The organism is Halomarinibacterium sedimenti, assembly GCF_019312585.1.
GTDB classification, from domain to species: Bacteria; Bacteroidota; Bacteroidia; order Flavobacteriales; family Flavobacteriaceae; genus Halomarinibacterium; species Halomarinibacterium sedimenti.
Genome location: NZ_JAHWDP010000002.1, coordinates 417,193 through 436,949 on the forward strand (window position 1 = coordinate 417,193; position 19,757 = coordinate 436,949).

Annotated in this window: 18 protein-coding genes; 12 read left to right on the plus strand and 6 right to left on the minus strand. The window is 37.3% G+C overall.

Features of this window, described 5'->3' with window-relative positions; genetic code table 11:
• Window positions 1–39: 39 nt before the first annotated feature.
• The 3 genes from KXJ69_RS06535 to KXJ69_RS06545 are packed head-to-tail and all read left to right on the plus strand — an operon-like array spanning window position 40 to window position 2,991.
• Window positions 40–750, plus strand: a complete 711-nt coding sequence (locus KXJ69_RS06535) for a glycosyltransferase (RefSeq protein ID WP_219052321.1) — start codon at window positions 40–42, stop codon at window positions 748–750.
• Complete coding sequence (locus tag KXJ69_RS06540; protein ID WP_219052170.1) at window positions 747–1,373, plus strand: lipid-A-disaccharide synthase N-terminal domain-containing protein; 627 nt, start codon at window positions 747–749, stop codon at window positions 1,371–1,373. The genes KXJ69_RS06535 and KXJ69_RS06540 overlap by 4 nt, the downstream gene beginning before the upstream one ends.
• Window positions 1,357–2,991, plus strand: coding sequence for an ArnT family glycosyltransferase (locus tag KXJ69_RS06545; protein ID WP_219052171.1), 1,635 nt, complete (start codon window positions 1,357–1,359; stop codon window positions 2,989–2,991). Before KXJ69_RS06540 ends, KXJ69_RS06545 begins: the two co-directional genes overlap by 17 nt.
• Before the next feature lie 20 nt (window positions 2,992–3,011).
• Here KXJ69_RS06545 and KXJ69_RS06550 read toward each other — a convergent pair whose 3' ends face one another.
• Window positions 3,012–3,575, minus strand: a complete 564-nt coding sequence (locus KXJ69_RS06550) for a phosphatase PAP2 family protein (RefSeq protein WP_219052172.1) — start codon at window positions 3,573–3,575, stop codon at window positions 3,012–3,014.
• Window positions 3,575–3,802 carry a DUF8828 family protein gene (locus tag KXJ69_RS06555; protein WP_219052173.1) on the minus strand — a complete coding sequence of 76 codons (228 nt, stop codon included), beginning with the start codon at window positions 3,800–3,802 and terminating at the stop codon, window positions 3,575–3,577. Before KXJ69_RS06555 ends, KXJ69_RS06550 begins: the two co-directional genes overlap by 1 nt.
• 167 nt (window positions 3,803–3,969) lie before the next feature.
• On the opposite strand from KXJ69_RS06555, the gene KXJ69_RS06560 reads away from it, so the two are divergent.
• From KXJ69_RS06560 to KXJ69_RS06570, 3 genes are all read left to right on the plus strand, one after another.
• The gene (locus KXJ69_RS06560; protein WP_219052174.1) at window positions 3,970–5,985 is read left to right on the plus strand and encodes an RICIN domain-containing protein; all 2,016 of its coding nucleotides are present in this window, start codon (window positions 3,970–3,972) and stop codon (window positions 5,983–5,985) included.
• Window positions 5,986–6,164: 179 nt separating this feature from the next.
• Entirely contained in the window at window positions 6,165–6,650 is a 486-nt protein-coding gene (locus tag KXJ69_RS06565) for a hypothetical protein (protein ID WP_219052175.1), read from the plus strand.
• A 365-nt stretch (window positions 6,651–7,015) separates the two neighbouring features.
• A complete protein-coding gene (locus KXJ69_RS06570) occupies window positions 7,016–7,777 on the plus strand; it encodes a type VI secretion system tube protein Hcp (RefSeq protein WP_219052176.1) in 762 nt (253 codons plus the stop codon).
• Between the two features lie 125 nt (window positions 7,778–7,902).
• Here KXJ69_RS06570 and dnaK read toward each other — a convergent pair whose 3' ends face one another.
• Window positions 7,903–9,816, minus strand: a complete 1,914-nt coding sequence (gene dnaK / locus KXJ69_RS06575; RefSeq protein ID WP_219052177.1) for a molecular chaperone DnaK — start codon at window positions 9,814–9,816, stop codon at window positions 7,903–7,905.
• 344 nt (window positions 9,817–10,160) lie between these two features.
• Here dnaK and KXJ69_RS06580 point away from each other — a divergent pair, with 344 nt between their 5' ends.
• From KXJ69_RS06580 to KXJ69_RS06595, 4 genes are all read left to right on the plus strand, one after another.
• The gene (locus KXJ69_RS06580; protein ID WP_219052178.1) at window positions 10,161–10,505 is read left to right on the plus strand and encodes a TfoX/Sxy family protein; all 345 of its coding nucleotides are present in this window, start codon (window positions 10,161–10,163) and stop codon (window positions 10,503–10,505) included.
• Between the two features lie 88 nt (window positions 10,506–10,593).
• Window positions 10,594–13,611 carry a DNA polymerase III subunit alpha gene (locus tag KXJ69_RS06585; protein ID WP_219052179.1) on the plus strand — a complete coding sequence of 1,006 codons (3,018 nt, stop codon included), beginning with the start codon at window positions 10,594–10,596 and terminating at the stop codon, window positions 13,609–13,611.
• Window positions 13,612–13,629: 18 nt separating this feature from the next.
• Window positions 13,630–14,847, plus strand: coding sequence for a DNA polymerase IV (gene dinB / locus KXJ69_RS06590; protein WP_219052180.1), 1,218 nt, complete (start codon window positions 13,630–13,632; stop codon window positions 14,845–14,847).
• 14 nt (window positions 14,848–14,861) lie between these two features.
• Window positions 14,862–16,298: an L-serine ammonia-lyase gene (locus tag KXJ69_RS06595; RefSeq protein ID WP_255571244.1), complete on the plus strand. Its 1,437-nt coding sequence runs from the start codon at window positions 14,862–14,864 to the stop codon at window positions 16,296–16,298.
• On the opposite strand, the gene KXJ69_RS06600 is transcribed toward KXJ69_RS06595, so the two are convergent.
• The gene (locus KXJ69_RS06600; protein ID WP_219052181.1) at window positions 16,295–16,756 is read right to left on the minus strand and encodes a nuclear transport factor 2 family protein; all 462 of its coding nucleotides are present in this window, start codon (window positions 16,754–16,756) and stop codon (window positions 16,295–16,297) included. The genes KXJ69_RS06595 and KXJ69_RS06600 overlap by 4 nt on opposite strands.
• 60 nt (window positions 16,757–16,816) lie before the next feature.
• Between KXJ69_RS06600 and panB the strand changes: the two genes are divergently transcribed.
• Complete coding sequence (gene panB, locus KXJ69_RS06605; protein ID WP_219052182.1) at window positions 16,817–17,635, plus strand: 3-methyl-2-oxobutanoate hydroxymethyltransferase; 819 nt, start codon at window positions 16,817–16,819, stop codon at window positions 17,633–17,635.
• Window positions 17,636–17,647: 12 nt separating this feature from the next.
• Entirely contained in the window at window positions 17,648–18,331 is a 684-nt protein-coding gene (locus KXJ69_RS06610; RefSeq protein WP_219052183.1) for an RluA family pseudouridine synthase, read from the plus strand.
• Here the strand turns inward: KXJ69_RS06610 and KXJ69_RS06615 are convergent.
• Entirely contained in the window at window positions 18,328–18,981 is a 654-nt protein-coding gene (locus KXJ69_RS06615) for a response regulator transcription factor (RefSeq protein WP_219052184.1), read from the minus strand. The genes KXJ69_RS06610 and KXJ69_RS06615 overlap by 4 nt on opposite strands.
• Window positions 18,965–19,756, minus strand: coding sequence for a sensor histidine kinase (locus tag KXJ69_RS06620; RefSeq protein ID WP_219052185.1), 792 nt, complete (start codon window positions 19,754–19,756; stop codon window positions 18,965–18,967). The genes KXJ69_RS06615 and KXJ69_RS06620 overlap by 17 nt, the downstream gene beginning before the upstream one ends.
• Window position 19,757 lies beyond the last annotated feature (1 nt).

Here is a 19,757-nt window from a genome sequence, read left to right on the forward strand (position 1 = left end):
AAAGAAATACTTTTGCAGTCGAAGAACAATCGAGCTACTATGTACGAATTTACCATCATTGTGCCTGTTTACAACGAGGAAGACAATCTGGAACGCGTTGAAAAGGAACTGTTAGCCTATACCAAAATCGCTTCAAAAAAAACAGCTATCCTTTTTGTGAATGATGGTTCTAAAGACAATAGCCAATCCTTAATTGAAACTATCTGTGCTAGAAACGAAGCTTTTCACTATATCAGTTTTAAAGAAAACCACGGATTAAGTGCTGCCATTAAAGCGGGGTTTGACCATGTGGAAAGTCCGTTAGTGGGCTATATCGACAGTGATTTACAAACTGCTCCCGAGGATTTTAATTTACTGTTGCAGCACATAGGCGAATACGATTTAGTCACTGGAGTTCGTGCTAACCGAAAGGATTCTTTTGTTAAAAATATGTCTTCCAAAATTGCTAATGGCATTCGTCGTGCTTTTACCCACGACGGAATGGACGATACGGGTTGCCCATTAAAAGTCATTAAAACCGACTATGCCAAACGCATCCCAATGTTTAAAGGTTTACACCGATTTCTTCCTGCGATGATTTTATTGCAAAACGGAAGGATTTTACAAGTGCCTGTGCAACATTTTCCGCGGATTGCTGGAACGGCTAAGTTTGGACTTTGGAATCGCCTTTTAGGACCGTTAATGGATTGCTTTGCCTACCTTTGGATGAAGAAAAAATACATCAACTACGAAGTGAAAGATAAAGGATGAGCAATTGGCTTATTTATACTATTGGATTTTCCGCACAGATTCTATTCTCTGCCCGATTGTTTATCCAATGGTTTCTTTCTGAAAAAAACAAACGCATCATTACCCCTTCCCTGTTTTGGAAATTAAGCCTACTGGCCTCATTTCTCTTATTTGTGTATGGGTATTTAAGAGACGACTTTGCTATTATGTTGGGGCAATCCCTTACCTATTTTATCTACGTTCGTAATCTTCATTTACAAGGCGAATGGCAAAAAAGTCCGTGGTGGTTTCGTGGGTTTTTGATTATATTCCCGATTCTAATTGTGATTTACGGCTACAATAATGGCGAGTTCGACATTGAAAATCTTTTACACAACGCTGCCATCCCTAATTGGTTATTGTGGCTGGGAATTATTGCTCAAGTCCTTTTTACCCTTCGGTTTGTATACCAATGGATTTATTCGGAACGGAAAAAAGTTTCTCATTTACCGGTTGGCTTCTGGAGATTGAGTGCCTTGGGAGCAGCCCTTATTATTGTGTATGCGGTGTATAGAAAAGATCCCGTATTGTTAATTGGGCACGGAGGCGGATTAATTATTTATATTCGGAATATATTTATTGGGAAAAATGAAGCTTCTGAATAAACATCCTTTACTTCTTTTAACTCTTGCCTGTGTAGGGGTCTTCTTTGTGAATCTCGATGCCATTTTTGTAAACATCATGGAAGCCAGAAACTTTATTACGGCTCGCGAAATGATTGTTGATGGCAATTGGTTACTCACCACCATGAATGGCGAACCGCGCTATGCCAAACCTCCCTTACCTACGTGGCTCACGGCGCTGTCGGGTCTACTTTTTGGACTAAAAAGCCTATTTGCCTTACGACTCCCTGCCGCTATTATGGGATTAGTGCTTGTATTATTTTCCTATAAATTTTTACAAAACCTTACCAAAAACACCCAATATGCACTCATTAGCGGATTGGTCATGGTAACTTCCTTCTACATTGTTACAGCTGGACGCGATGCCAATTGGGATATTTTCACGCATAGTTTTATGATCGTGTGTATCTACTTTTTGTATCGGTTTTTTACTTCAGAAAGTTCTAAGTTTAAAAATGTACTACTAGCAGCCCTGTTTTTTGGGTGCTCCTTTATGAGTAAAGGACCTGTTTCTTTATATGCCCTGCTACTGCCCTTTTTAATTGCCTTTGGGGTGGTTTATAAATACAAAAATTTTAAAAGTCGGATTCTGCCATTACTTGTATTTTTAGTAGTTTCATTTCTATTGTCGGGTTGGTGGTATTGGTACACCTATACCTTTGACCCCGAAACCGTTGCCAAAATTACCGAACGTGAAACTAGCAATTGGACCGGTTACGAAACCAAACCTTTTTATTACTATTGGAGTTTCTTTACCCAAAGCGGAGTGTGGACTATTCCTGCCTTTATCGCACTATTGTACCCTTATTTAAAAAATAGGGTATTCCATAAAAAAGCCTATCAATTTACATTTTGGTGGACGATGGCTTCGGTGATTTTACTGTCGATTATTCCCGAAAAGAAAGTACGTTACTTACTGCCTGTGATTATTCCCTTGGCGATGAATACAGGGTTTTATATTGAATATTTATTCCGAAGGTTTAAGGAATTAAAAGACAAACGAGAAACGATTCCTGTGTATGTTAATTTTGGACTCATTGCCCTGATTGGAATAATTTTTCCTGTGGGAGGCTATCTTTTTCTGAAAGATCAATTAAGTGGAAGCTATTGGGTTTGGTTTGCGCTTTTGTCGTTATCGCTATTTATTATTGGTGTGGTGATGTTTCGGAATTTACGCCGTAAAGCTATTCAACCAGTATTTTATTTCACCATTGCTTTTATTATAGCTGTCATTTCCTTTGGAATGCCTTTAGCGAAGACATTGACCGTAAACCCCGAGTATAAAGGTCTTTCAAAATTAAACGATTGGCAAGCGGAAACGAATTTAAAGGTATATGAATTTGGCGGATTTTCACCCGAGCTTATTTGGGATTATGGCAAGGCTATTCCTAGATTGGAAAAGGATGGGAGTATTAAAATCCCTCCCGAAGCGCAATTTGGTGTTTTAGTGGCCGAAGCTGATGAAGGGGAATTCAAAAAGCAATTTGAAGGTTTTTCCATAGAAAAAGTTACGCGATACGATATGAATCCGCAGGCACTGGGACATCGTACCCACCGACCTAGATTGTGGCGGGATTTGTATTTGGTTTCTAAAAAGTAATCTGTATTATGGATTCCGTGTCAAGCACGGAATGACAATCTTATAAAAGCCTTATAAAAAAGCCATCCTATCATACCGCCAAAGAACATACCGGTAATGATATCCAAAGGATAATGCACGCCCACATATATTCTGCTATAGGCAATGATAACTGCCCAAAACAGTAAAGCAAACGGAAGGTATGTATAGTATTTTCGAAGTAGCAACCCCACAAACACGGCTACTGCCATACTACTTGCTGCGTGTGCCGAGAAGTAGCCAAAACGTCCGCAACCATTGGCTACCATACGCATTTGGTCTTGTAAAGCTTCTACCCTGCATGGGCGAGGTCTTTCAAACAAAATATATTTAAATAAGTTGGCGAGTTGGTCGGTGGTGGTAATCATAACAGCAACACACACTAAAATTAGCAAGGTGCCTTTCCATTGAAAGTGTTTCCAAAGAAAATACAACAACACCAAATACAAAGGGATAGAGGACAATTTATGGGTGACAAAAAGCCAAAAACCATCCCAATATTCACTTCCTAAATTATTTAGAAATAGAAAAAGCTCTGTGTCGTATTTTAGGAGTTCTTCAAGCATTATTCTTCATAACGGGCTACTTCCCTATCGTAGAATTCGGTCGCCTCCCGAATATAATTTTCGGCTTCGGCTTCAATCTCTTTTTGGTCGTGGTCATCAAATTCCTCAAGCCATTCTACCTCATCGTTTTCAAGATTAATGATAAACATGGGGAATTCGGTATGAATCACAAAAATGGCATCGGGATAATCGGTGTTATCGCCTAAAATGAATTTGGGTAGTTCCATAGTATTTCTTTGAAACGTCAAAGGTAGTTATAAAATGTAATTTCTTATTCTTACAAAACCTGAATAATTCTTACGTATAAACACCTATTTATCAGCAATATAATAATGTTTAGTTTTATAAAAATAAAGTTTTAAAAGTTTTAAAATACTAACCAAACCATTAAAAGATGAAAACTTCACACACAATTATTACTCTAAAAAAGTCATTATTGACTATTGACATTGGGTTATTACAATACCTTAAAATCTTACTCCTATTTACATTTATTGGCCTATTTACAAATTGCATGCCTAAAGCCAATGAAACATTAATGAGACTTACTGATAAAAAAGTAATGATTAAGAATTCTGTAACAAATAATTTTTTAACAGTTAAAGGCAATCAAATTGTATTAGAACCTTTAAGAAATGATAATAGTATAGATGCCCAAATATATAGGTTATCTCAAGACAGTATTGATTTAATAGGTCCTGTGTTTTATTTGAATAAAGAAAATAATTATGTAAAAAGCGGTGAAGATAGTTTCCAATTTGTACCAAAACAAGATGGAAATCTTGATTATGCGTTTCAAGGATTTTTGGAAAATTCTATTGACACAACCAATATTACTTTAATTCGACCACTAGCTCTAGGTGATATAAAATTTAAAACAGATTCTGTGAATGCCCCTAATAAATATTATTGGTCTGATAAAGGAGCTTTAATTGCACTAGACGTTCCGTACAAAAGAGAGCCACAACAAAAAATGGTTGGCGCTCAAAATTGGCAGATGATTGATGCTCAGGTTTTATTAGAACCTATTGAAGCCAAATTAGAACGTGAAAGAATAGCGAACATACCTGTTATAGATACCAGTAAAGTTTATATCATTAGAGTAAAACATAGTGGAAAGGCTTTAGATTATGGAGGACATGTATATCAATGGACAATGCACGGAGGGCGTGTTCAGCAGTGGAAAATTAGCTATGCAGGTAATCAAGAGTATTATTTAAAGAACATTCACCTCAACCAATATATGACTATTAATGATGGGTCTACAGAATATGGAGCTTCGGTTGTATTGGCAAATAAAACTGGAGGAGCAGAACAACGATTTAAACTTATTAATAATTTGACCGATTGGAGAATCATAAACGTAAAATCAGGTTTGACTTTAGACCTAAGTGGCGGTACGGTTCAACTCAACGACGGTCAACCCATTGTTCAATACCAGTGGCATACAGGAGATAACCAAAAGTTTGAAATATTTCCAGCAGTGGATGTAGAATTTTATAAAGAAAGAAACCCTACTATTAAGTTTTACAATGAGTCAGGGTATCTTGCACAATACAAGGTTTATTATAATAATTCATTAAGACACTCAACTAATGATGTAGCATTATGGGGTGATCGTTCTTTTGAAATTCCCGCCAGAGCAAAAAATATTAGAATTATCGGAACAGGTACAGGAATAGGCTCGGTTTTTGACCTAAATATAATTCTTTATGGAGAAGATTATTGTATCAAAACCTATGGTTCCATTTTTAAATCTTATTATAATAATGATTGTGAACCATGGAATCCCTTTGCAGATTCTACGGTACACGTAACTAACTTATCTGGAGAGAAAATATATGTTGGCTGGAGTAATGAGCCTATTTGGGGACTTACCAATATGACGGCTGGTGTATTAACTGGACTCATTATCGACAATATGCAAAATCTAAATGCCAATTATTATAAATTAATTGCAGTAGCCTCTGCAACAGATCTTGCCTTACCAAAAGAGGCCTACGAGCTATTTCAAGATGCTGCAATTGAAATTGAAAATGATAATTTTAAGCCCATAATTGAACATAGTCCATTAGGAACACTACTTAACTTTATTGACATCTATTCTGGCGCCAAGGAATTTGCTTTAAAACTTATAGGTGAAACGATTGAGCAAACCGATGAGTATAAAGCAAAATATATTAATTACAACCCTATTTTAGCCATTGGAGATATGGCTGGAGCAGAAACCAAAACTATAATGGCAGTAAACGAAAGTCTTACAAAATTTTGGGTCGTAGATACAGGAATTGACGATTCTTGGATTATTACCCCAACCGAAGTATACAAGTCTAAATATGGAACTTTAAGAGTTAAAGACGAAAATGACCCACGCACTCAATCCCAAGTAGCGCCCAATATAAGTAACTAATAACCTAATACTATTACATTCAAAAGCATCACTATTTGGTGATGCTTTTTTGTGGAAAACAACCCGCCATTGTTTACAACTTTATACTGAGATAGTTAGGGGTTTTGGTAACTTTGGATGATTAAGAAGTTAAATAAAAACAACTTAGTTTATTTTACTTATTTCATATTTAAATTATTTTGAAAAACAATTATACTAGGATATTCTTAAAGCCTTGTGGAGAAGTTTTTGGATTATTGAATTTTTCGACTTCAAAAGATAATTCATTTCATTTCCATATTTATGAAGAAGCAAATCAAGAGCTTAAATATCATCCAATAGAAAAACTTCAAGGTGGAAGATTAAAAATTGAATTAAAGAATCTTATTGGAACTGGGTTTATAAGGAATAAGTTTACATTCCATCCCTCAGGCACATTTCATTCAAGTGATATAAATAGGAATAGGTTAAAAGATGGTTTAAATGGTATCAGCTTTAAAGATATTGTAGATTATAATTTAATTTTAGTGATAGCACCAAAAGAAATCAAGAAATTATTGAAAAAAGAAATTCCTAAAAAAGGTGTTAATTTAATCTTAGAATTAGCAAATGATGTTAGCCCTTTTACAGTAAACTTTGAAGTCTTTAGAAAGTCGCAAAAGCATAACTTAAAAAAATTTCAGTAAGATTTATTCATGGACCATACACTATTGAATGGCCTCACTTAGACTTTGGATTAAGATTTTATAGTCAAAAAGTAGAAGGAGAATCTCTTTGGCCATTAAAAACTATGGTCTTAAAAAGATTAAATGAATAAATAATAATATTTAAGCAAAAACCCCCACCCAATGGTGGGGGTTTTATCTTATGTCCTGCGTCTGGTGTCTTGTGTCATATGTCTTTTACAACGATGCCTCGGAAAACACATCTTAAGAGTTATAAAAGGTAGGAATTTTCTTTTAAAAAATTATTTTTCGGATTCAAATGGGGTATAATTTTTGACTATAAAGAATCTCATAATTAGTAAGTTAACAATCTAACCTTTAAAATTATGAAAACAAAAATCATTATAATAGCACTTATTGCTATTACAGGTATTGCAAGTCATTTGTTTGGTCAAGAACTGGTTTCAAAATCGGAAGAATTTGACTTAGAAAAGAACATTAAATGCAAGATAACCCCTACAGAAATGGGTTACTCTCTAGAATTTCAATATTATACTAAACCCCCAACAAACGTTGCAATGGATCAAGCGTCGAGAAAGAAGGGGTATGATCACTACATTTCAAAATCTGAATATAGTGTAAGCTATGTAGATAATACTATTACAGAAATAAAAAGCCCTAGAGATGCCGCAAGCGGAATGGCAACAGGAAAAAGACAGCATAAGCCTATTGGGATAACTTCTTCTATAGACAAATCTACTCCTTACTTATATAAAAGAGAATCGAGCAATGGCACAACCGCCGAGATATCAACAGCCATGGTTTCTGGCGGAGGTGTAGGAAAAGTAAATATGCAGGATATTCATTTTACCAAAAGATGTGCTGGTAATTCATCTGTTTTTTTGGTTACTAATGGTGAAAGTGTAATACCAACGGGGGAATGTCCAAACGGTAATTGTGAATTAAAAATTGAGTGGACTTGGAATGATGGCACCCTTAGGGCAGAGTCAGATACAGTTAACCCAGAAGTAACTCGTAACTCAGTAATTTTTGTTTTAAAAATTGAAGATGGAGTTTGTACTGCTATGGCAATAAATGAAAAAGGATTACCTGGGGAAAAAGCTACTAAAACAAAACCAAAAAATTAATAAAATTTAGGCAAACAAAAAACCCCCACCGTTTGGTGGGGGTTTTATTTTATGTCTTGCGTCTTGTGTCTTTCGTCTTGTGTCTTTCGTCTTAGAGACTTCTCGACTGCGCTCAAAGTGACAACTTATTTTACTTCCTCGAAGTCTACGTCTTCCACATCGGCGTTTTCTTGTCCGTTATTAGCAGCGTTTCCTGCTCCTGCATCGGGTCCTGGTTGTCCAGCATTGCCCGCCTCTGCTTGTGCCTTGTACATCTCTTCGCTGGCTACTTTCCAAGCTTCGTTAATTTTATCTAACGCAGGCTGGATGGTCTCCACATCTTTTGTTTCATAGGCTTTTTTCAAGTCCTCCAAAGCTGCCTTGATAGGTTCTTTTTTATCGTCGCTTAACTTATCGCCAAACTCTTCTAGTTGTTTTTCCGTTTGGAAAATCATCGCGTCGGCTTCGTTAATTTTATCAACGGCTTCTTTCGCTTTTTTATCGGCTTCCGCATTCGCTTCGGCATCGGCTTTCATCTTTTGGATTTCTTCTTCCGTTAATCCAGAAGATGCTTCAATACGGATGTCTTGCTTTTTACCTGTAGCTTTATCTTCGGCACTTACCTTGATAATTCCGTTGGCATCGATATCAAAGGTTACTTCAATTTGAGGTACTCCTCTTCGCGCTGGTGGAATTCCGTCTAAGTGAAAACGACCAATGGTTTTGTTATCTGCCGCCATAGGACGCTCACCCTGTAATACGTGGATTTCCACACTAGGCTGATTGTCTGCCGCCGTACTAAACACCTGACTTTTCTTAGTAGGAATGGTCGTGTTAGCGTCGATTAATTTGGTCATCACGCTTCCCATAGTTTCAATACCTAAAGAAAGTGGTGTTACGTCTAGTAATAATACATCTTTTACATCTCCAGTTAATACCCCACCTTGAATCGCTGCTCCAATGGCCACAACCTCATCTGGGTTTACTCCTTTGCTAGGTGCTTTTCCGAAGAACTTCTCCACGGCTTCCTGTACCGCAGGAATACGAGTCGACCCACCTACTAAAATGATTTCATCGATATCACTTTTTGAAAGTCCAGCAGCTTTCATTGCTTTTTCACACGGAGCAATGGTTCTTTTTACTAAGTCTTCAATTAACTGCTCAAACTTTGCACGGCTAAGTGTTTTTACCAAGTGTTTTGGTCCACTTGCTGTAGCCGTTACGTAAGGCAAGTTAATTTCGGTTTGTGTAGAAGATGACAATTCAATTTTAGCTTTTTCAGCCGCTTCTTTTAAACGCTGTAATGCCATTGGGTCTTTACGAAGATCCATATCTTCTTCCTTCTGGAACTCATCTGCCAACCAGTTAATAATTTTCTGGTCCACATCGTCCCCTCCTAAGTGGGTATCTCCATCGGTAGATAATACTTCAAAAACACCGTCACCCAATTCTAGGATAGACACGTCATGCGTTCCACCACCAAAATCGAATACTACGATTTTTTGATCTTTATGTTTTTTATCTAGTCCGTATGCCAACGCAGCCGCTGTAGGCTCGTTGATAATACGCTCTACTTTTAATCCAGCAATCTCACCTGCTTCTTTAGTGGCTTGACGCTGACTGTCGTTAAAATATGCAGGCACCGTAATTACTGCACGAGTTACATCTTGACCTAAATAGTCTTCAGCCGTTTTCTTCATTTTCTGAAGAATCATCGCGCTCAATTCCTGTGGTGTATATAAACGTCCGTCGATATCTACTCGCGGCGTGTTATTGTCTCCTTTTACTACTTTATAGGCGGCACGTTCGGCTTCTTTGCTAGATTCCGAAAATTTGTTCCCCATAAAACGCTTAATAGAAGAAATGGTTTTTGTAGGGTTAGTTACAGCCTGTCTTTTTGCAGGGTCACCTACCTTAATTTCGCCACCTTCCACAAATGCAATCACCGAAGGCGTAGTACGTTTCCCTTCTGCATTGGGGATTACTGTAGGCTCGCTACCTTCCATCACCGAAACGCAAGAGTTGGTAGTTCCTAAGTCGATTCCAATTATTTTACTCATAGTGTTATAGTTATATATTTTAAAAATTCTGTTTTAAGTTCTCTTACCCTATTTCAATGATTATGCCATGGCAATTTGGCTGACATGGTGTCAGTTTCTTTAGGGCAATTGCACCCTTTTCGGTCCCTGAACGGTGTCGAAGGGGCGCACCGGGCTGTCTGCGTTACATGCCTGCCTGTATTTCGACTTCGCTCAATAACCACCGTTAGGCAGGGTAACTCGCTTCCATCCCTATTGCGAAATCTGGAGGGTTGGATTGGTAGAATTGTCTTGGTTCTTGACTCTTACATCTTGGTTCTTTATATATAATCAAAAACTCGTACTTTTAATTCAAACTTTTTCAAATGACTGCTTGGGAAAAAAATCTTGCCATCTTCGACGAACTTGTTGCTATGAACCAAAAGTTTGAACGCCTTGGAAAAACCATGCCCTATTGCGCTGCCAACACCCATATGTTTGCACTACTTAATAAAGATGCAGAATTGGGCTTACGCCTATCCAATAAATCGCAAGAAGCATTTAAAGAGAAATACAATACTACTATTTACAAATCTTACGGCGCTGTAATGAAAGATTATGTATTGGTTCCCGATGAAATACTGAAAGATTTAAAACTACTCTCCCAATACCTTGACGAAAGCTATGAGTATGTGATGTCATTAAAGCCTAATCCAAGGAAGAAGAAATAGTCTAAATCATTTTTTCAGAATGGTTGATAACTTTTCTTTTATAATTTGGAATATTTCCATAATTTTGGAATATTTCCTAATTACAAAAATGTTTATTAACGTACATACGTATTATAGTTTGCGCTACGGCACCATAAAACCTAAGGATTTATTGGAGCTGGCAGAGGGTTTCCGCATTCGCTGTTTAGCACTTACAGACATTAATAACACCTCAGCTTGCTTGAATTTTGTACGATTGGCGCCTACGTATAACATTCGCCCCATACTAGGTGTAGATTTTAGAAATGGAGCACAACAACAGTTTATCATGTTGGCGCAAAACAATCAGGGTTTTCAACACATTAACAGCTACCTTTCTTCTTTTCTACACACTAATAAAAAGATTCCAGAGCATGCAAAACACCTTCCTGATACGTTTACTATTTACCCCTTTGCCAGCTTTAAAGAAGAAACACTTTTAGAGAATGAATATTTAGGGGTAACCGCCGAAGACCTCAACCGTCTTAAGTTTTCACCGTGGAAGCATCGGCAGGAAAAACTAGTAATATTACACACCGTAAGCTTTCAGAATAAAAAAGGTTTCAATACCCACCGCCTACTTAGAGCCATTGATAACAACACACTATTAAGCAAACTTCCCACTTCTGAGCAAGGCAAAGAAACCCATCTCCTTTGTTCCGAAGAAACCATAAAAGACACCTTTCGCGAATTTCCGAAGCTCATCGAGAATACACAAAAGCTGCTTGATTGTTGCAATATTTCCTTCAATTTCGATAAAGAAACTCCTAACAACCAACAATCCTATACAAGCAATGAGGTTTTAGATTTTAAATTACTAAAAAAGCTTACCTATGAGGGTATTCCGTATCGTTATGGGACACCCACCAATGCTATTTTGGACCGTATTAAAAAGGAATTGGATATCATTAAGGAAAAAGGATTTGTTTCTTATTTTCTTATCAATTGGAAAATTTTAAAATACGCTCGAAGCAAAGGCTATTTTTATGTAGGGCGTGGAAGTGGCGCCAATAGTGTGATTGCCTATTTGCTTCGGATTACCGATGTAGACCCTATTGAGCTTGACCTCTATTTTGAACGGTTTATCAATCTCTACCGTAAAAACCCACCCGATTTCGATATCGACTTTTCATGGAAAGACAGAGATGATATTACCGAGTTTATATTCAGAAGATTTAAAAACACCTCACTACTTACCGTATACAATACTTTTAAGTATAAGGCTTCGGTACGCGAACTAGGAAAAGTATTTGGATTGCCTAAAACCGAAATTGATGTTCTCTCCAAAGGAGAATACAATTATAAAACCTTAGATAGGCTCTCTCAACTTGTTGTAAACTACAGTCAATACATTCGAGGGTTCCCCAATTACTTGGGAATTCACGCAGGAGGTATTCTTATTTCAGAAAAACCCATCCATTACTATACCGCCACTTTTATGCCCCCAAAAGGGTTTCCAACTACTCAATTCGATATGGTTGTGGCAGAAGATATTGGACTCTATAAGTTTGATATATTGAGTCAGCGAGGATTAGGAAAAATTAAGGATGCTGTAGAAGTAATTAGGTATAATCACCCAAGCATCCCTCCCATTGATATTCATAATATCAAGCGTTTTAAAGAAGATAATCGTATTAAATACTTATTGCGAAACGCAAAGGCCATTGGATGCTTTTACGTGGAGTCTCCTGCCATGCGAATGCTCCTTAAAAAATTACAGGTGGATGATTATTTAGGATTGGTAGCTGCCAGTTCGGTGATACGCCCTGGAGTGGCAAAATCGGGTATGATGCGAGAATACATTCTTCGGTATCGCTACCCCGAAAAACGAAAAGAAGCACATCCTGTTATGCTAGATATTATGCCCGAAACCTATGGGGTGATGGTATATCAAGAAGACGTCATTAAAGTGGCGCACTATTTTGGCAAACTTACTTTAGGAGAAGCAGACATGCTGCGTAGAGGGATGTCTGGAAAGTTTCGCTCACGGGATGAATTTCTGAAAGTGAAGCAACAGTTTTTTGATAACTGCCATAATAGTGGAAAATCGGAAAATCTCACCAAAGAAATCTGGCGGCAAATTGAAAGTTTTGCGGGCTATGCCTTTGCCAAAGGACACTCTGCTTCGTATGCGGTGGAGAGCTATCAAAGTCTTTTTTTAAAAGCATACTATCCGCTCGAGTATATGGTAGCAACGCTTAACAATGGTGGTGGATTCTATAGTTCAGAGTTATACGTACATGAAGCACGTATGCACGGTGCCGCCATTCTCGCTCCTTGTGTTAACCACAGTAACGCCGAAACTGTCATCGAAGGAACAGCTATTTATTTAGGATTAGGTTTTTTACACTCCTTGGAAAGCAGAGTCATTAAACGACTGGTACAAGAACGAACCAAAAACGGCTACTACCTAAGCCTTGACGATTTTATAGATCGAGTTCCTATTTCTATAGAACAAATTAATATTCTTATCAAGATAAATGCCTTCCGATTCACAAAAAGAAACAAACGTGAGTTACTCTGGGAAGCTTATATGAAAGTAAACAAAGTAACCTTCGAAGAGCACATACAAACCCTTTTTAAAACTGAAAAAATGAATTATCAAACTCCCTCCTTGCCCAATACGCAAATGGAAGATGCCTTTGATGAAATGGAACTACTCGGCTTCCCTTTGTGTGACCCCTTTAAATTATTACTTGCACCATCTAGAAGCCATATGCGGGCTAGACATTTACCAGATTATGTTGGTAAAACAGTAACGATTGAAGGCTACCTAGTAACTGTAAAAAACACATCCACATCCACTGGAAAGCGAATGTACTTTGGCACCTTCTTAGATCGTGATGGTGATTTTATTGACACCGTACATTTCCCCAATGTGGCTTCGTTATACCGCTTTAGAGGAAAAGGAATTTACAGTATTACCGGAAAAGTAATAGAAGAATTTGATTGTATCTCCATAGAAGTAACAAAAATGACACGCTATCCTATTATTGAAGATCCTCGCTATAGTGATAAAAAGTTAGAGACAAACTCGGTAAAAAACTTCAATAGACGAGTGCGTACTAGTAATAGGCAACAACATTAATTCCTTTAGGGGTTTTTCATGAATAGTGACCGTCATATTGTCCATATGGATTTGGACACCTTCTTTGTGTCCTGTGAACGGCTATTAGACAGTAGGCTTAACGGGAAACCTGTACTTATTGGAGGTACTAGTGATCGCGGAGTAGTTGCTTCATGTAGTTACGAAGCTAGAACTTTCGGGATTCATTCTGCCATGCCTATGCGACTTGCAAAACAATTATGCCCAGAAGCAATTGTATTGAGAGGAAATTCTGGGGTTTATAGCAAGTTTTCAAATACAGTTACCGACATTATTAAGGAAAGTGTTCCGCTTTACGAAAAAACTTCAGTAGATGAATTCTATATCGATCTTACTGGGATGGACCAATTCTTTGGATGTAACAAACTTGCCAGTGAATTGCGCTCGCGTATTATAAAAGAAACAGGTTTGCCTATTTCTTTTGGGTTGTCTGCAAATAAAACGGTTTCAAAAATCGCCACAGGGGAAGCAAAACCCAATAACCAAATAGAGATTATAAAAGGTACTGAAAAACCATTCCTATCTCCACTTTCTGTAAGGAAAATCCCTATGGTAGGTGAAGTCACTTACCGCTCACTATGCGATTTGGGCATTAAGCAAATAAAAACCATTCAAAAAATGCCTATAGAAATGATGATACGGGTTTTTGGGAAAAATGGAGCAACGCTTTGGAAAAAAGCAAACGGAATTGACAATTCACCTGTAGTGCAATACACAGAGCGGAAATCCATCTCCACAGAGCGAACCTTCGATAAGGACACTACCGACATAAAAAAGTTAGAAGGAATTATCGTAGCAATGACCGAAAATTTAATCTATCAGCTCCGCAGAGGGAATAAACTAACAGCCTGTGTAACCTTTAAGATTAGATATTCAGATTTTCAAACGTACACCCAACAAAAGCGAATTCCCTACAGTGCTGCAGATCATAAAATCCTTCCGGTAGTAATGGATTTATATAAAAACCTATATCAGCGAAGGCTTTTAGTTCGCTTAGTTGGTGTTCGCTTTAGTCATTTGGTAGAAGGCGGACAACAAATTGATCTTTTTGATAACAATGATAAAATTATTAATCTTTATCAAGCTATGGATAAAATGCGAGAGCGTTATGGAGACCGCGCAGTTATTAAGGCATCGGGGATGAATGCTAAAAGTATTAGCCGTTGGAATCCTTTTACAGGAGAACCACCTCCATTGTTAGCAAATAGAAGACAATAGTATATATTTGTGTTATGAATCAAGCCATGGAAAGTATTAGTGTTTTTGATATGCTATCGATAGGCGTAGGGCCTTCGAGTTCGCACACATTAGGGCCTTGGCGTGCAGCCAAAGCTTGGATTGAAAAATTACAGCAACTAGAGCTCTTTACTAGTGTTGCCACAGTAAAAGTGAACTTATACGGTTCTCTTTCACTAACTGGAAAAGGCCACGCGACTGATATTGCCGTAGTCATGGGATTATTGGGAGCAGACCCAGTGACGTTTCCCATTGAAAACATTCAGAAGGAAATTGATGCCCTTAAAAAAGCAAATAAACTTTTGCTGAATAACGAAAAACCCATTCCTTTTTCTTTTTCAGAAGATATTATTTTTCATAGAAAATTTCTTCCTTTTCATCCCAACGGAATTACGTTTGAGGCGACCCTTCGCAATGGACAAAAAAAGAAAGAAACCTACTACTCTATTGGAGGCGGATTTATTGTACAAGAAGAACGCAAAAGAGCAAAAATACAAGTTGAAAAATTCAATCATTTTCCATTTCCCACGCATACAGCCTTGGAGTTGCAAGGGTATTGTGATAGTGAAAAAAAGACCATAAGCGAGATTGTATATCAAAATGAACTTTCCATTCGCGATCCCCAACGAATTGATGACAAGTTTAAAGCAATTTGGGAAGTCATGCTGGACTCCATGTACGTAGGCTGCCATACAGAAGGCACACTGCCTGGCGGATTAAACGTTCGTCGTCGTGCCTACGATACCCATAAAACGCTTATTGGCGATAAAAAATATACCAATGCAGTTGAATGGATTGCCGCCATACGTGATACGGAAGTAAAGTTTCGCCAAATATTAAAATGGGTTTCATGCTTTGCCTTAGCGGTAAATGAGGTGAATGCGTCTTTAGGACGGGTAGTAACAGCCCCCACGAACGGAAGCGCGGGAGTTATTCCAGCAGTTTTAATGTATTATATGGTGATAGAGAATCACGATGCCAATTTTGATGATGTAAAGAAGTTCTTATTGGTTGCTGGGGAAATTGGTAGTCTTTTTAAGAAGGGTTCAACTATTAGTGCGGCTTTGGGGGGTTGTCAAGCCGAAATTGGGGTTTCCTCTGCTATGGCTGCTGGTGCGTTAACCGAATTGATGGGAGGCACTCCTGCACAGGCTTTAATGGCTGCCGAAATAGCTATGGAACATCACTTGGGGCTCACTTGCGATCCTATTGCTGGTTTAGTACAAATCCCTTGTATAGAACGAAATGCCATGGGTGCCATAAAGGCTATAAATGCTTGTGAAATGGCATTGGATGCAGACCCTTCTAAAGCAAAAGTACCATTGGACAAAGTCATTAAAACGATGTGGGAAACCGCAAAAGATATGACTTCAAAATACAAGGAAACCAGCGAGGGAGGACTTGCAGTGCAGGTGAATGTGAGTGATTGTTAATCTTTACACCCTTCTTTCCTTCTGGAATCAATTAAGTGTACAATTTTCCATCCGTCCTCTGTTTTTGCCAGCGTAAATGCGTTAGCACCACAGTGACTAAAGTTTCCGTTAAACCAAAACTCATACGGGGTCCACACATGGGCAAGATTTCCATCAATTTGTACTTTGTAGTCTAGTAGTTTTTCCTCCCAAACTTGGTCGGCTGGACGATTGGCAATGGCTTTTAAAAATTCAGAAATATTTCCATCAATTACATTTGCTTTTCCTTCTTTATTGGTGAACACTGTTTGATTGGGTAAATTTTCAACCATCACACGTTTCATAGTAAGGGTGTCTCCTTGATGAAAGCCTTCAAAGAAAGTATCGATAAGTTCTTTGGCGTCATTTTCAGAAAAAGAATCTTGTGAAAAAGTAATCGCTGAAATAGAAACGAATACCATTGTAATGAGTAACTTCATAACATAGAATTAAAGATTGAATACCAAAATTAGTACTTTTACCGCTCAATACGTTACACTATGTCTACAGCAAAAAAAGAATACAAGCGAATTACCACCAAAACTTTGGTGGATATGAAGAAAAATGGTGAAAAGATTGCCATGCTTACCGCTTATGACTACACTATGGCTAAAATTGTGGATAGTGCTGGAATGGATGTGATTTTAGTGGGAGATTCTGCTTCAAATGTGATGGCGGGTCACGAAACTACATTACCAATAACGCTTGACCAAATGATTTATCATGCTTCCTCTGTAGTACGCGCTATTGAAAGAAGTTTGGTGGTTGTAGATTTACCATTTGGAAGTTACCAAAGTGATCCAAAGGAAGCGTTGCGTTCTGCTATTCGAATTATGAAGGAAAGTGGTGCACACGCCGTTAAAATGGAGGGTGGAAAGGAAATTAAAGAATCTATAAAACGAATCCTAAATGCCGGAATTCCTGTGATGGGGCATTTGGGATTAACACCACAATCCATTTATAAATTTGGGACCTATACGGTACGTGCCAAAGAAGAACAGGAAGCCGAAACATTGAAAGAAGATGCATTAATGCTCGAAAAAGCAGGGTGTTTTGCCATTGTAATTGAAAAAATTCCTGCCAAATTAGCCGAAGAAGTTGCCAAAAGTATAAGTATTCCAGTAATAGGGATTGGTGCTGGAGGAGGTGTCGATGGGCAAGTTTTAGTTACCCACGATATGATAGGGATGACCCACGAATTTAGTCCGCGATTTTTAAGAAGATATTTAGATTTATATTCAGATATGTCAAATGCTTTTAGTCAGTATATCACAGATGTAAAAAGCAGTGATTTTCCTAATGAAGAAGAGCAATATTAATAATTATCTACCTTGCATAGTACTCCCGAAAATTTAGAAGTTCTCTACGAAGACAACCATTTAATAATTGTCAATAAGCGTCCTGGGGATATTGTTCAAGGGGATAAAACAGGAGATACCCCACTTTCTGAAGTTGTAAAAGGATTCATTGCTAAAAAATATGACAAACCTGGAGACGTTTTTTTAGGCGTCGTGCATCGTTTGGATAGACCTACCAGTGGTATAGTTGTTTTTGCAAGAACATCTAAAGCCCTAGCAAGAATGAATAAACTTTTTTCAGAAAGAGAAACAGAAAAAACCTATTGGGCTGTTGTAAAAAACCCTCTTCCTTCAGAGGGTGAAAAATTGGTGCATTACTTAAAGAGAAACCCAAAGCAAAATAAATCGTATGCCTATCCAAAGGAAATTTCAGGTAGCAAAAAAGCTGTTTTAAGATATAAGCTCATAAAAACACTAAAAAATTATTTTGTTTTAGAAATTGAACTTGAAACAGGTAGGCATCATCAAATTAGGGCACAATTAGCTGCTATAAATTGTCCCATAAAAGGAGATTTAAAATACGGATTTGATAGAAGTAATGAAGATGGAAGTATTCATTTACATGCAAGGAAACTATGTTTTATTCATCCAGTAAAAAAGGAACGTTTGGAAATAGTTGCCCTACCACCGGAGGACGTACTTTGGGATGCTATTTAAATATTTATCATTTTATTTTTTAATGCATACATCACGAGTCCCACTCTATTTCTTAATCCTAATTTTTTAAAAATATCCTGTCTATAGCCATCAACGGTTTTGGGGCTAAGTTTCATTTTATCGGCGATTTCTTTGTAGGTTAATTCAGAACAAGCCAATTTTATAAACTGAAGTTCATTTTTATTAAACTCTGGATCCAAATCTGGTAAGTCACTATGCAAAGAGTTGACCATTGCATTAGTAACCAATTCAGAATAATAAAACCCACGTTCCATGACCTCAAGTAATGCTTTTTCAAGAGTTTTAGGATGAATATCTTTTAAAAAATATCCTTTAGCACCTTCTTTTAGCATTTTTAAAATATACATTTCATTATCATCCATGGATAGTGACAAAACGCGAATCGTTGGGTGGTTTTCCGTGAGCCATTTAAGGGTCTCAAAACCATTCATAACTGGCATATTGATATCCAATAGAATGATATCTGGCAGGTCGTTAAGGTTTTGTAATTTATCGATTAAATCTAATCCATGTTGTGCTTTGAATAACACACGAAACCCTTGAAAACTATTAATTAATTTTTCTAAAGAACTTGCGAATAATAGATGGTCGTCTACAATCGCAATAGTATTATCATTCAAAGTGTTCATGTATTGGATATGGGTAAATTAAGTTTATTTGGGTGCCTTTTTCCTTTTCTGACATAATGCTAAATGTTGCGCCAATTACTTTTGCTCTGCTTTCCATATTCTGCAACCCTGAATTGGTGTTGACCATAAATTGGTCAAAGCCAACTCCATCATCCTTGGCCATGATTTCCAAATGGGTCTCTTTATAGTTTAAATTTACGAATATTTTTTTTGCAAAGGCATGTTTAAGGGTGTTTGAAAAAAACTCTTGTAATATTCTAAAAATTATGATTTCAACTTCATTTTTTTGGGGAATTTCTTTTCCATTTATTTTAAGCTCAGTTGATAAAAACCGAAGACGTTCGTAACGATCAAGCTCAGCTTTTAAAGAAGCGACAAGACCATTGTTGAGTACTACTTCATTATTTAAAGTTTTGGATAACGCCCTCACTTCCTGCAATGTAGAACCCAGTGTAGTTTTAGTTTCCTCAATTTGGTTCTTCATTTCTTTGGGGCTTTCATTTAATAACATTCCTAGTTGAATATTTGCCACTGAAAGTAATTGCCCAATATTATCGTGTAGCTCCCAAGCAATATTCTTAAAAGTTTGTTCTTGAATTTCAATTTGCGATTTTGCCAATTCTTTTTCGAATCTTTTTTCGGCTTCAAAGCGTTCAACCAACATTTTATTCTTCCGCCTCTGAAAAGCAACAACAAAAACCACTACAAAAAATACAAGTATAAAAACTGTAATGATGGAATATAAAATTAAAAGGACTTCATCTTCTTTGAGCATA